This is a genomic window from Sporosarcina sp. G11-34 (assembly GCF_026931025.1).
Genome location: NZ_JAHNZW010000011.1, coordinates 1 through 13,022 on the forward strand (window position 1 = coordinate 1; position 13,022 = coordinate 13,022).

Genomic DNA, 13,022 nt, shown 5'->3' on the forward strand with positions numbered 1-13,022 from the left:
CCGTCTGGATTTGAGTGAAGAAGAAATTCTGGAAACATACAAAAATCGTTGGTACATCGAGCTTTTCTTTAAATGGATTAAGCAACATTTGAAACTCAATCATCTATTTAGTCAGTCTCCGAAAGGTATCTGGAACCAGATGTACATTACATTAATAGCCTTTGCTTTGATCGAGATTATGCGGTTAACTCACCAGCCCAAAAAATCAGCTTGGGAATTTCTTCGACAAATGCGAGCCTATTTATTCAGACCCATCGCCAAGTTGTTAGCAAGTTCTACTCGTCGCTTAAAGAAAAGTAAAGGCAGACAAAAACTTCCGGAGTGCATTCCAATTCGAATGGATTACGGAGAAAATGTAGCAATCATCTTACCCATTACTAAAGAGCACTTCACAAATAAAGAGAAGAAAATTTAAATTCCTATTTTAGCGGAGAGTTTTCTTTTTTGTTTTTTTATTGTATTATTTTTCATTAATTAACAGTATTTGTAAACTATGCAACGCTAGTGATCGATACCCGTGTCATAAACATTCATAATAATTTGATCTACAAGTACCTCAAAAACATTGTCACGCTTTTTCAAAATTAATATCCACTTGATGTCCCTTTTTCCGTCGAATAGGTGCAAGAACTTGTTTAGTAGTATGAAAAACCCCTGTCACGTCGACAGGGGTTGCGTTCGCATATTAAGGTTTTTTCGTTGAATCAACTTCTGTTTTCTTCTTCACTCTTATTTTGCTACCAAACTGTTCTTTATACATAATTTTAACTGCTTTCGGCGCGGCCCAAAGCGTTGGGAGTAAAAGTAACGAAACTGGAATTGCTGTAACGATGATAAACGATTGAATCGCTTCAATTCCACCTTCGCTAATCATTAAGAGCACAACAGCTACAGTACCCATAATAATTGCCCAAAAAACACGCATACTTTTTGGTGGATGACCATCACCTGTGATTGCAACTGAAATCGTATACGCCATCGAGTCAGCAGTGGTGACAACGAATAAAATGGTAACGATCAAGAAGAGCGGTGCAATTAAAGAACTCAGCGGTAATTGTTGTGTTATGGCCACCATCGCGGCCGGCATACCAGATGTGTTCAAGGCATCCGACACGACGCCGGGCTCGGCGAGTTCATAGAACATTCCCGTTCCGCCAACAACCGTAAACCAAAATGCGGTAACAGCTGGGGCAGTAATGGACACTGCTAAAATTAACTCGCGGACTGTGCGTCCACGTGTAATCGTCGCAATAAAGATTGCCATCATTGGACCATATCCGATGAACCAACCCCAGAAAAAGATTGTCCAAGCACCTAACCAAACCGAATCCCCGCGGAATGTACTCATTGTTAGGAATTCTTGAAGATGAAACCCAGTTGCTGCAAGGAACGTATCAATGATGAAGCCACCCGGGCCTAGTATTAAAATCGCAACCATTAAAATGAGCGTAATGATGACATTTAAATTACTAAGGAATTGTATCCCTTTACGTAAACCTGTAATCGCTGATATTGTAGCGATGGCTACGACACTAATGATAATCGTCACTTGTGTAAACAAGTTGTTCGGTACTCCAAACAACGCTTCCAATCCGTAAGCGGCTTGTAAGCCGAGGAAACCAATTGGCCCAATTGTCCCCGCTGCAACTGCAATCACTGCAGACGCATCGATAATCGTGCCAAGTGCACTGTTTTTCATGATTTTTTCACCAAGCAACGGATATAGCAATGTGCGTGGTTTTAACGGCATGCCTTTTTGGTAATGTGCATACATCAATACAATGGTTCCTAACGTACCAAGTATCGACCATGCAAGAAAACCCCAATGTAGGAACGCTTGTGCAAATGCGGGAATAACGGCACTCTCCGTACCCGACTCTACACCTTTACCTGCAAAAATAGGTGGACGCTCCAGAAAGTGGAACATTGGTTCAGCAGCTGCCCAAAATACGCCTCCACCCGCAAGTAATGTTGTCATAATCATTGCGATCCATTTGAAATAATTAATTTCTGGTCTTTCAATCCCACCGAGACGAATGTTACCGTATTTTGAGAATCCTAGGAAAAGTGCGATGAAAAACGTCCCTAACAACAAAACTTGCCAAAATGCCCCAAAGTATTTCACAGCAAAAGCGAATGATAGATTCACCATGTTCGATACAAAATCTATATTGATAAACGATGCAATAACAAAAGCGACAAGCAACCCACCACTGATAATAAGTACGGGTTGATCTGTTTTCGATTCGTATTTATTCAAACAAAAACCTCCTTTAATAGTATGTACTGTAAATGCTTATTGTATGAAAAAAAGTCGTGAAATTACTTGACTGCTACGATGACAACATAAGAAAGAGAACCAAATAAAATAGATACCTTCAAGTATTCGTGTCGTTCGTACGGTGCGTAATCGGTGGACATACTCTAGAAAGTAATCCTAACCCGAACTCATTTTACTAACACCTGTTAGTCCGAAAACTTCGTTCAAATAATTAATGCCGGAATTAGCTAGTCTATCTGTAAATTGATTAAAAAGAAAGGGAAAGGTAGATTCTATTTCGAAATCACCTAAAGTATAATTAGTTGGATTTTTTCGCGCATAATTACCTTGAATAGTCAGATTTAAAATAGTGTGTGACAAATCGAATAAAATATTAGAATTTCCTTAGGAGTTATTCAGTTAATTGATTACAATTGAGTCGATTTCATAATCCCCTATTTCAACTTAAAATGCGAATGATAACGGCGTTTTAAGTTTTATTGTTCATTAATATAGAAGGCGTTTCGTTGATTGAAGCGGAGGGCGGCGACTCCAGTGGGAACAGCGCGAGCTGAAAGCCCCGCAGGAACGCAGTGACGAGGAGATTGAAGCCGTGCCCACGGAAAGCGTCCGCCCGAAGCGGAAATCAACTTTGTTCGTATTTCAACACTAAATCTTCTATTATGAAATTAACTCAATTTCATAAAATAATAATAAAAAAGAGAATTTCGACTATATAGCACTTTGTCGAAATCCTCTTTTTTGTTATTTTCTTTTACTAATCAGTAGCGCTCTTACTCGCACTCATCGGCTCGAACCACTTAGCATAACTAATTTAATACGTCAGTAACACTATAACTGAGCGGTTCATTTATTTATTGGTAGACAGATTGGCGAACTATAAAATTAATCCATGGTTAAGTTCCTGTTTTTTTATTCGATTAATTGGTGGATTATCTGTTAAAAACTACTCAACTATCGTAATAATTGGTGGATTAACATACTTGAAAAGATTTACACCATCTTCTTCTGCAGCTTTTGCCTCTGGGCTAGCAAATGCTTCCGTTAGCTTTTCCATATTTTCAAAATCTAGTACTGTAATCAAGTATAAATCAAGATTTGTATTTTGAGACTGAATAACGTGATGTACGGAATTATTGATAATATTTGGTATCTTTTTACCTAAGGGAACATGTACATCAAAATAATGCTTTTTGAATCCAACCTTGTCCATAGGTTGTTCATACATAATAATCATTTTAGCCATGAAGTAACCCCACTCCTTTGTAATGTTCTTATGTAATGTATTCTTCTTTGTTTCTCCCTATTCGTAAATGTTGCTGAAAGGTAAATACAATGGGTTATTCGGTACCTATTATAATGAATAAAGAGTCACCTAATCACTTGAGTGAATATGTTGATATAAAAGATTAGGTAGGAGTGGTGAAGTATGTATGTAAATAATCCATATCGCTACAGACAACCGGAAATAGTAAGCGGTGCATATGGGGATGTGAATGGTGACGGGATTCCGGATTACGTATTTTTGACAGCAGTAAAGTCGGCAGATCCATCCAGTCCCTATGTAGAGCGGATTACATTAAATATTCAAGACGGTGTAACAAAAAAAGTTCATACCATTTCACTAGATGAAAGCGGTAATTCAGGTTATCAACCAACTGTGTTCCTAGGAGATTTTACTAAGGATGGCATCATGGACATTCTGATTTCCATTGACTCAGGCGGATCTGGCGCATTTACGTTTAATTATATTTATTCATTCGTTAATAATCGAGCTAGGAAATTGTTTGATGTCGATCAATATAATAAGGTGAATCAGTATTCAGTTAATTATTTGGATCAATATAAAATAAGCGTACAAAGTTTGTCATCAGATCAATCGTATCTAATTGCTATTAATGGCAGAGGCGCTGATTATCTATCACAAATCTACAATGAAAATGGAACATTAAAAAAACCAATTACGGGGATGGCTGATGGGGTAAGCGGATTCTATCCAGTCGATATGGACCGTGATGGTGTGTATGAAATACAGGCTTATCAAAAAATTAGCGGCCTTTACCATGCGGATTCGTTTGGGTATGTCATCAATACACTGCAATGGGATGGACAAAAGTTTGCAATATGGCAGAATTGGTTAGGGGTCTTCGGAAACAGTTAATGTTTTTAATGAAGAATAAGAATTAATATTGTGATTTTCTAGTTTGTTGACCTTGATAGGCATGTCCTTTAATGAACTATGATGAAAAGAAGTTGACGGACTTTGCCCTGGTCAAAGCACTCGTATTAAGTACTATCTGTAAGTGGGAAAGTCATCGGGAAATTGAAGGAAACATACGCTTTAACAAATCCATAACTAAGCTAGTCGCCAACTGCAATCGCCGCTTAAGAAACAGCAAAGGTAGACAATTACAGTCCATTTGTCATGCAAGAAAAAGTCTGAGAAATCCTGCATTTCAACTTGGAAATGAATTAATCAATAGGCGCCTTCCCCGAGCGTAGAGCACATAGGATTGAGTGCCTGAGGCCTTATAGGACCTCGTTGCACAGCGTTATGGGTCTTATCTATTGCTTGTCCATAATGCCGTTTCTAGTGAATCAGTGGTATAAGGTGTTGTTTGTGAGGGGGAAGTGATACTGGTGGGGGAATCTTTCGTGCCTGTGGAAGAAGTTTTTCAGACAGTTTAACAAACATGATTGTTTGCAGTATAAGTACCTTTTATTATGACACAGGTGGAATGGTAATCTACTAGGATGAAGGGAACCAGGGTTTTATACCTGATTCCCTTTTTCGAATTGTCAAAATGCACGATATCAATAGAAAGTCATTTTCTTTTCTTACCAATACCCCTTAAGTTTGTGTTGCTTTTTACAACTTCCTTTTCAAACTCGACAAACACAAAATATTTAGTTTCACTCATCTTCTCAACTCTTATCACTTTTCCGTTACGGCCTTTTATCCTCACGCTTTCATCCACGGCCGGTATTATCCGTGATGCTACATTGAGTAGTTCAATTTTGTTTTCAATATAATGAATGGCATACATTTTCTAATCCCCTTTTTTAAAATTAGCGTTGGTATACATTCATTTTATGAAGGTGATTGGGATATAGAACGTGGGCAATTGATTTTGCGTACCTATTTGTTGGTCACGCGGGCACTCTTTACTTAGACAAACACATAGTTCTGCATTCGCACATCAATTAGTAAAACGGCAGAAGATCATGATATAAAGAAAAAACAAGCATCTCCTACTCTCCTTTAGATTCATATACTAAAACAGCGGAGAAAGGAGAGAAGGTACTTGCTATCTACGGGTGCGTTTTTACAAGTATTAGTTCCCCTCTATATTATTGCTGCGATTGGTTTTGCAAGCCGAAAAATGAGCATACTTAATTCGAATGCCAACCAAGTCATTACACAACTCATGCTATACATCACATTACCAGCATTAATTTTATACTCACTTAACACAACTTTTTCAACTGAACTGTTGACAGATTCCGCTTGGTTGGTGGCCATGTCCATCTTCATTTTGTGCATTTCTGTCATTTTGGCGTCTTGGCTCAGGAGAAAAGCAATGCTACCTGAAAAACAAAAAACTGTGTATGAAAGTTTAATCATTTTTGGAAATCAAGGCTTTATCGGATTTGCTATCATTTATCTATTAATGGCCGAACAGGGAATTATTTACTTAACCATTTTTAATATTTGCTATTTAATCCTTATTTGGACTTACGGTATTTATATCTTTACGAAAAGAGAACAAGGCGTAAACTGGATTGCATTGTTCTTCAATCCTGGCATTCTTTCCACCTTGGTCGGATTGGTCATGTTGTTTCTTCCGTATACGTGGCCTCGTCCGTTTTTAGTTACGTTTGAAAGTGTTGGCAAGATGACCATTCCTTTATCGATGCTATTGATAGGTAGTTTGCTCGCAGACATAGGATGGCAAGAATTTAGGCGATATAGTAAGAATCTATATGTCTGGAATGCCGCCATGTTTAAATTACTGATCTTTCCTTTGTTTTTATTCGTTTTTCTCTTTCTACATGTACCATACCCCTTATTGATCGTTGCAGTGTTGACATCCGCCATGCCAAGTGCATCCACTACCTCTGTCTATGCACAAAAGTTTGGCGGCGATGCTTCCTTTGCATCATTTGGTGTGATGATGACGACACTGCTTTGTATGCTTACAATCCCGTTGCTATACAGTCTCCTGCAATGGTTGCATCCATTTTTTTACTCTTAATTAAGTGCCTTTCTTGATGGGGTAATCAGGTGCCCCCGCAGCATAAGAAAAGGTGCCTGTGCATCAAACAACTTGGAAACTATTTAGATTTGTACTAGATTTGTTTCGTGGACAGGGGTCTTTCTTAATATCCCCACAAACACCGACCCCTCTTTGGTGCGTACGGTGTTTTTTTGCGTTCAATGAATTCTTTACTATTCATTGAAAATTAAATGCTGCCGAATGTATCCTTGATCATATCGAATCCCAATCAATACCTTGGAATCCTATATTGCATACTTCATGACCACTCAACAGACACTTTACATGTCGTGAAGTGTAAATTACAGCCAAGTGCTGGCACCTATCTTCCATGAACATTTACCTATAAGTGTTATAATTAAGTAAATAGAGTTTGGGAACCAGGTTATGAAGCAACCGGGAACTGTTTTGTAACTTATTTTAATACCTATTAGGGGTTCTCATGGGGATATAAGTTTTAATTATGAATTTATTAGTATACAAATCACAGAAAGTAGGCGACTTAAAGTGATTCCTGATTATCAAACTTTCATGTATCCACTATTAAAAATATTTGAAGATGGACAAGTACATAAAACAGGGGACTTATATGATCAATTGGCACGTGAGTTTTCATTAACTGAAGAACAACGTGCGGAGTATTTACCAAGTGGAAAGCAATTGGTTTACCGTAACCGAATCGGCTGGGCACGCACTTATTTATTTAAAGCAGGTCTTTTAGAGCAAGTTCAACGAGGTGTATATAGAATTTCGGAACGCGGGCAATCCATATTAAATGATTCAGGTATAACAACGCTCACACGTAAAGATTTAATGGGATTCGATGAGTTTAGGGATTTCCAAAATGTTGGAACAAAAGTAGAACCTATTCAGCCCGTTAGTTTGGATCCAATAGAATTGAACCCGGAAGAACAGTTAACGATTAGTTATGCGCAACTTAAAAACGCATTGAAGAAAGAGTTGTTGGAGAAGGTAAAGTTAGGTTCACCCGAGTTCTTTGAGGAACTTGTCGTTAAATTACTCGTATCAATGGGGTATGGGGGTTCCATTGAAGATGCGGGAAAGGCTATTGGAAGAAGCGGCGATGAAGGTATAGATGGCATTATTAAAGAAGATGTCTTAGGACTTGAAATGATTTATTTACAAGCGAAAAGATGGGAAGGTTCAGTTGGGCGACCAGAAATTCAAAAATTCGCTGGAAGTTTGGCTGGGCAACAAGCCCAGAAGGGTGTGTTTATTACGACTTCAGACTTCACTGTGAATGCACTTGATTATGTAAGTAAAATTGGAATGAAAATTATTTTGATTAGCGGTAAAGAGCTTGCTGAATTTATGTTCCAGTATAATATTGGCGTGAGCGAAGACAATGTGTTTATTGTGAAGAAAATAGACGAAGATTTTTTTATTGAATAAGTTGATTGTGGAGATTTCAGCCGACGAAATTTACCACTTCATACCTTCTAGATGATCATTGATAAAAAAAATTTCAGAAATGGGAATGTTATACTTGCTATACAGATTTGACTAGTTTGCAATATTTTGGTTTTTTAAACAAAGAGGAGAGTCAATATGGAAGTTGTATATTTTGCAGGTGGATGTTTATGGGGCGTACAAGCTTTTATAAAAATTTTACCTGGCGTTAAGTTTACAGAAGCAGGAAGAGCTAATGGAACAAGCCATACACTTGAGGGTGATTATGATCGGTACGCCGAATGTGTGAAAACAGAATTTGATCCGGCAGTTGTAACGATCAGGGAATTAACGGGATATTTATTTGAAATCATTGATCCATACAGTTTGAATAAACAAGGACAGGATGTTGGCGAGAAATACAGAACAGGGGTATATAGTGACAATCCTGAACACTTAAAAGAGGCGAAGGCGTTTCTTAGTGAGAGAAATGATTATGACCTTATAGTTGTTGAAGTATTACCTCTTACAAACTATGTGAGAAGTGCAGAAGAACATCAAGATAGGTTAGCTAGATGTCCAAATGATTATTGTCATATTCCAGAAGAATTATTAAGTAGGTATAAGTAAGAGAGAAAATTAAAAAATGAAAAGTGACAGTCACAATGAAAAGATTGGATCTGCCATCAATTAAAGTAATTTTCACCAATAGTGGAGGCGTTGCAGTGATTCGACAAAATAATAAAAAGCAATCTAATGAAGAACGTTTAAAGGAAATCACTCAGTTATTAAAAGCAGAAAAACAAAAAGATCCTTTTAAATTTACAGCGCGTATTGCTGATTTATCCCGCCAGAAGATTCGCTTGAAAAAGTCGCTAGATATTCTGACTCAGGAAGAACAAGATAAATTAATTCGTTCAATGATGGACTACGCTTTTCATATGAAAACTGGAACAAATAAAGATCGTTATGCAGTAAAAAATACATTCGGACAAGTTTTGAAAATAAATCCCCGTAACGCTGAGGCTAATTACCGTTATGCGTTTCTCCACTATGAGGATAGAAACTGGATTAAGGCAATCAATTATTTCGATAAGGCGCTTCATGACGATGATTCTGCTTTTCCGTTATGGGATGATCAACTGATTAAGGCACATCTTTTTATTGTTTATTGTTCGATTGAACTTGCAAAAGCATCGATGAAAGTGGCGGACGGATTGTCGGAAGAGTCTAATGTAGGGTCTTCTAGTGGAATTAGTGTTGAGGCGCTTTCCATGAAGCTTCAAGAGAAATTGGCTGGTACCGAATTTGTTCTTCTTTCCAATGAAGATAGGCGAATGATATCTAAAAATGAGTATGAAGAGTTTACAAACAATCATCGTCTAACGGCGGTTGTAGAAGATAAGAGACGTACGTTAATCACGCATGTATTTGGGGAACAGAATATCATTTAACGTTAAAGCACCTAAACATTACGTTTAGGTGCTTTAATAATGAGTAAAGGTGCCTGTGTATCACACAATCTGGAAACTACTTAGATTTGTGTCTTGCGCAGTCACCTTTCTTTCTATTCTAGAATATTACTAATCTTTATCGTTACTCATGTTAAGTCCGAGCGTACGACTTTCATTAGGTGAATACTATGCTTTTACAGAGAATAGATTATTAGTACAGCTGCATCACCAAAATTCTCTTTTTGCTTAAATTTAAGGGTTTTGGATAAGCGTGAAACTATGAGAAGGGGCGTATGGAATGAGTTTAATTTTATATTTAATAGTTGGCGGTGTGATTGGTTGGTTTGCTAGTCTCATTACTGGTAGGGGTGTCCCGGGCGGTGTTGTTGGGAATGTTATTACGGGAATTATTGGTGCTTGGATTGGAGGAAACTTATTTGGTAATTGGGGCCCACAATTAGGAGACTTTTTTATCGTGCCTGCTATTGTTGGCGCGCTGATTTTTGTAATAGTTGTAAGTTACGTTATGAAATCAATGCGGAAAAATTATTGAAGAAAAGGTGCCTGTGCCTCACACAACCTGGATATTATTCAGAATCCCATTAAAATTCCGACTGGCATAGGTACCTATTATAATGAATAATGAGTCACCTAATCGATTGAGTGAATACGTTGATATAAACGATTAGGTAGAAGTGTGGGGAAGCGTGTATGTAAATAATCCATATCGCTACAGACAACCGGAAATAGTAAGCGGTGCATATGGGGATGTGAATGGTGACGGGATGACAGATTACGTATATTTGACAGCAGTAAAGTCGGCAGATCCATCCAGTCCCTATTTAGAGCAGATTACATTAAATATTCAAGATGGTGTAACAAAAAAAGTTTATACCATTTCACTAGATGAAAGTGGAAATTCAGGTTATCACCCAACTGTGTTCCTAGGGGATTTTACTAAGGATGGCATCATGGACATTCTGATTTCCATTGAATCAGGCGGATCTGGCGCATTTACGTTTAATTATATTTATTCATTCGTTAATAATGAAGCTAGAAAATTGTTTGACTTCAATCAATACAATATTGGGTTAAATTGTGTTGTCCACAGGCGGGATTTTCGAAATTAAGGTCTAGTAGAGTTAAACGTAAGCGCCAAATAGCGCCCCCTGAAAAACAGGTGGGCGCTATTTGGCGCTTACCTATAAAGAAATGCCCAAAAAAACGTGGCTAATATAGCCACGTTTTTCAGTGTGATAGACGGTTAATCATCAAATTGTGAACACTAGCTTCAACAAAGTTAAGTTCATCTTTTTCAATTTTATTATGAGGTTGCGGCTGAAACCATTGAACTTCCTCATCATGAAAAACACCTCGGTAGTCGTTCCCTTCAATGTTTAGTTTAAATTGAAAACGTTCGTTAACTTGACCTTCAAACAATGGTGTAATTACTTCAATATTTTGTAGCATAATGAAAATCCCCTCTCTTAGTTGGTCTTTTTAGTATTCCCTAAACTGTTTAGCTTATGTTCTTATATTAACTACTCAAAATTAAAAAGTTAGGTGAAGCAGATTAGAGTTTCGTGAGAATAAAGCAACAATAGTGTATTCTTTCAGAGATTGTCAATGTATTAAACGGTTATTCATCAAATTACGAACATTAGCTTCAACGAAGTTAAGTTCGTCTTTTTCAATTTTATTATGAGGTTGTGGATGAAACCATTGAACTTCCTTATCATGAAAGATCCCTCGATAGTCGTTCCCTTCAATGTTTAGTTTAAATTGAAAACGTTCGTTAACTTGACCTTCAAACAATGGTGTAATTACTTCAATATTTTGTAGCATAATGAAAATCCCCTTTTTTAGTTGTTTTTTAAGTATTCCTTGAACTGTTTTGATTATGTTTTGTTTCCGTTTAGCTTATGTTCTTATATTAACTACTCAAAATTAAAAAGTTAGGTGAAGCAGATTAGAGTTTCGTGAGAATAAAGCAACACATTTCAGGTACCTAGAAACTACTTGGACAATAAAAAGTGCTGCCGTGCACGGTGCAATTCGGAAACAATAAAGGATTGGTTTGAATTGTATGGTGCACAGGCGGGATTTTCCATTTTCACAAGGAGTTTCATGGAAAAAGTATATTTTAAATAAGTATTGCTAATTGTCCTTTTTTATCGTTTAATTAGCTAGATGGAAAAAAAGAGAAAAGGGCTGTGATAAATGAAAAAGCTCATGAGTTGCTTGATTTTGTCGATGGTAATCGGCATGTCATTAGCGGGATGTATACCTAAGGAAGAACAGAAGACAGTTGAGAATGTAAAAACTGTTCCTTTAATAGATGAAAAAGATAATTACCTTTCTGTAGTTGACGTGGAATATGCTTTTGAATTCGCAAAGAGTTTAGAACAATTTAAGACGAATGAGAAGCTTGGATTCCGCACTGCAGGATCGGTTGAAGAGATAGAAATCGGTGAACAGATTGGGGAAGAAATGAAAAGAATTGGTCTTGTCGAAGTGACAAAAGATGAGTTCAAGGTAGACATGTGGGAATTTGAAAAAGCAGATTTAACATTTACAGATAGTAACGGGGAAGAACATCTAGTGTCCTCGGTACTTATCAAGTGAATTTTGACACAGAAGGCGTAAAAGAACTTGGGGTTATTTACGCTGGTAAGGGAACTGCGGCAGATTTTAACACAACTTGTCGATATCTCTTTGTTTTTTTATCCAAAGTCGTGAATTGTTATAATTGTACCTGACACAGGTACCTTTCACTATCGTGAAATCATTCGATTGACAAATAATATTACTAGCGCTTATAATAATAAATCATCGAATAGGGGAGTTTATATGCTCAAGAAAAAGTATGCGCATGTTTTACAAGTTTTCCCTAAAGTCTTACAAATGTACTTGAATATTATGCTCGTTATTCTCGCCATTATTTTGTCTGTTGTATTAATTAAAGAATTATTTGTCTTTGGCCATCTATTGCTAACTGGCGATCATACCGACTATAAAACTTACTTGGCAAATATTCTAATCTTCTTTTTATATTTCGAATTTATCGCGATGATTGTTAAATACTTTGAAGAAGAATATCATTTCCCGCTTCGTTATTTTATTTATATTGGCATCACTGCGATGGTGAGATTGGTCATTGTTGATCACGATCATCCCGCCCATACATTAATCTATTCCTTTGTCATTCTGATTTTAATTATTGGCTATTTTATCATCAATATGACGCCACGTGATCGACCTGATAGTAAATGGTATTTTAAAAAGCAATAGAGTCGAATTTCAGGTACCTGCGCACGAAGCTATTTAGTTAATTAACTACAATTGCATAAAATAAGAAAGGGGATATCGACTATATAACTTTGCCGATATCCTCTTGTCTTTTATACAATATTTCGCGTACCTACTAGGGTTGCATAGCTGTAAAATCACTGGGAATATAATATGAAAACTTAAAAGATATCAATGCATTAAAAACAGATGAAGAGCAAATCAAAGAAGCTAAAAAATTTCTGGAGTACTTCTGTCAAATGAATGCTATAGACATGGATGACATCCCAGAGGCGAACGGAGTTTTCAAGC

At 37.0% G+C, this 13,022-nt stretch carries 15 protein-coding genes; 10 read left to right on the top strand and 5 right to left on the bottom strand.

All coding sequences use genetic code 11. The annotated features are described in order from the left end of the window. On the top strand, window positions 1-415 hold a 415-nt coding region (locus tag KSU66_RS15355; protein ID WP_269052355.1), incomplete at its 5' end, for a transposase. 270 nt (window positions 416-685) lie between these two features. Here KSU66_RS15355 and KSU66_RS15360 read toward each other — a convergent pair. Beyond that, window positions 686-2,260 (bottom strand): BCCT family transporter, encoded by a 1,575-nt coding sequence (locus KSU66_RS15360; protein ID WP_269052356.1) that lies wholly within the window; start codon window positions 2,258-2,260, stop codon window positions 686-688. A gap of 967 nt (window positions 2,261-3,227) precedes the next feature. Continuing rightward, window positions 3,228-3,527 (bottom strand): EthD family reductase, encoded by a 300-nt coding sequence (locus tag KSU66_RS15365; protein WP_269052357.1) that lies wholly within the window; start codon window positions 3,525-3,527, stop codon window positions 3,228-3,230. 183 nt (window positions 3,528-3,710) lie between these two features. On the opposite strand from KSU66_RS15365, the gene KSU66_RS15370 reads away from it, so the two are divergent. Further along, the gene (locus KSU66_RS15370; RefSeq protein WP_269052358.1) at window positions 3,711-4,442 is read left to right on the top strand and encodes an FG-GAP repeat domain-containing protein; all 732 of its coding nucleotides are present in this window, start codon (window positions 3,711-3,713) and stop codon (window positions 4,440-4,442) included. A 664-nt stretch (window positions 4,443-5,106) separates the two neighbouring features. Here the strand turns inward: KSU66_RS15370 and KSU66_RS15375 are convergent. Next, window positions 5,107-5,328 (bottom strand): hypothetical protein, encoded by a 222-nt coding sequence (locus KSU66_RS15375; protein ID WP_269052359.1) that lies wholly within the window; start codon window positions 5,326-5,328, stop codon window positions 5,107-5,109. Between the two features lie 258 nt (window positions 5,329-5,586). Between KSU66_RS15375 and KSU66_RS15380 the strand changes: the two genes are divergently transcribed. From KSU66_RS15380 to KSU66_RS15405, 6 genes are all read left to right on the top strand, one after another. Beyond that, a complete protein-coding gene (locus KSU66_RS15380; protein ID WP_269052360.1) occupies window positions 5,587-6,537 on the top strand; it encodes an AEC family transporter in 951 nt (316 codons plus the stop codon). Between the two features lie 552 nt (window positions 6,538-7,089). Beyond that, the gene (locus KSU66_RS15385; protein ID WP_269052361.1) at window positions 7,090-7,971 is read left to right on the top strand and encodes a restriction endonuclease; all 882 of its coding nucleotides are present in this window, start codon (window positions 7,090-7,092) and stop codon (window positions 7,969-7,971) included. A gap of 156 nt (window positions 7,972-8,127) precedes the next feature. Next, window positions 8,128-8,598, top strand: coding sequence for a peptide-methionine (S)-S-oxide reductase (locus tag KSU66_RS15390; RefSeq protein WP_269052362.1), 471 nt, complete (start codon window positions 8,128-8,130; stop codon window positions 8,596-8,598). Between the two features lie 95 nt (window positions 8,599-8,693). After that, window positions 8,694-9,422, top strand: a complete 729-nt coding sequence (locus tag KSU66_RS15395; RefSeq protein ID WP_269052363.1) for a hypothetical protein — start codon at window positions 8,694-8,696, stop codon at window positions 9,420-9,422. A gap of 298 nt (window positions 9,423-9,720) precedes the next feature. Further along, window positions 9,721-9,975 carry a GlsB/YeaQ/YmgE family stress response membrane protein gene (locus tag KSU66_RS15400; RefSeq protein WP_269052364.1) on the top strand — a complete coding sequence of 85 codons (255 nt, stop codon included), beginning with the start codon at window positions 9,721-9,723 and terminating at the stop codon, window positions 9,973-9,975. Window positions 9,976-10,129: 154 nt separating this feature from the next. After that, window positions 10,130-10,552, top strand: coding sequence for an FG-GAP repeat domain-containing protein (locus KSU66_RS15405; protein ID WP_269052365.1), 423 nt, complete (start codon window positions 10,130-10,132; stop codon window positions 10,550-10,552). A gap of 118 nt (window positions 10,553-10,670) precedes the next feature. Here the strand turns inward: KSU66_RS15405 and KSU66_RS15410 are convergent, their stop codons facing one another. Together KSU66_RS15410 and KSU66_RS15415 are read right to left on the bottom strand one after the other, a co-directional pair. After that, window positions 10,671-10,892, bottom strand: coding sequence for a hypothetical protein (locus KSU66_RS15410; protein WP_269052366.1), 222 nt, complete (start codon window positions 10,890-10,892; stop codon window positions 10,671-10,673). A gap of 153 nt (window positions 10,893-11,045) precedes the next feature. Beyond that, a complete protein-coding gene (locus tag KSU66_RS15415; RefSeq protein WP_269052367.1) occupies window positions 11,046-11,267 on the bottom strand; it encodes a hypothetical protein in 222 nt (73 codons plus the stop codon). Window positions 11,268-11,642: 375 nt separating this feature from the next. Here KSU66_RS15415 and KSU66_RS15420 point away from each other — a divergent pair, with 375 nt between their 5' ends. Then, window positions 11,643-12,047 carry a hypothetical protein gene (locus KSU66_RS15420; RefSeq protein WP_269052368.1) on the top strand — a complete coding sequence of 135 codons (405 nt, stop codon included), beginning with the start codon at window positions 11,643-11,645 and terminating at the stop codon, window positions 12,045-12,047. Between the two features lie 225 nt (window positions 12,048-12,272). Continuing rightward, window positions 12,273-12,713, top strand: a complete 441-nt coding sequence (psiE, locus tag KSU66_RS15425; protein ID WP_269052369.1) for a phosphate-starvation-inducible protein PsiE — start codon at window positions 12,273-12,275, stop codon at window positions 12,711-12,713. Window positions 12,714-13,022: the final 309 nt, after the last annotated feature.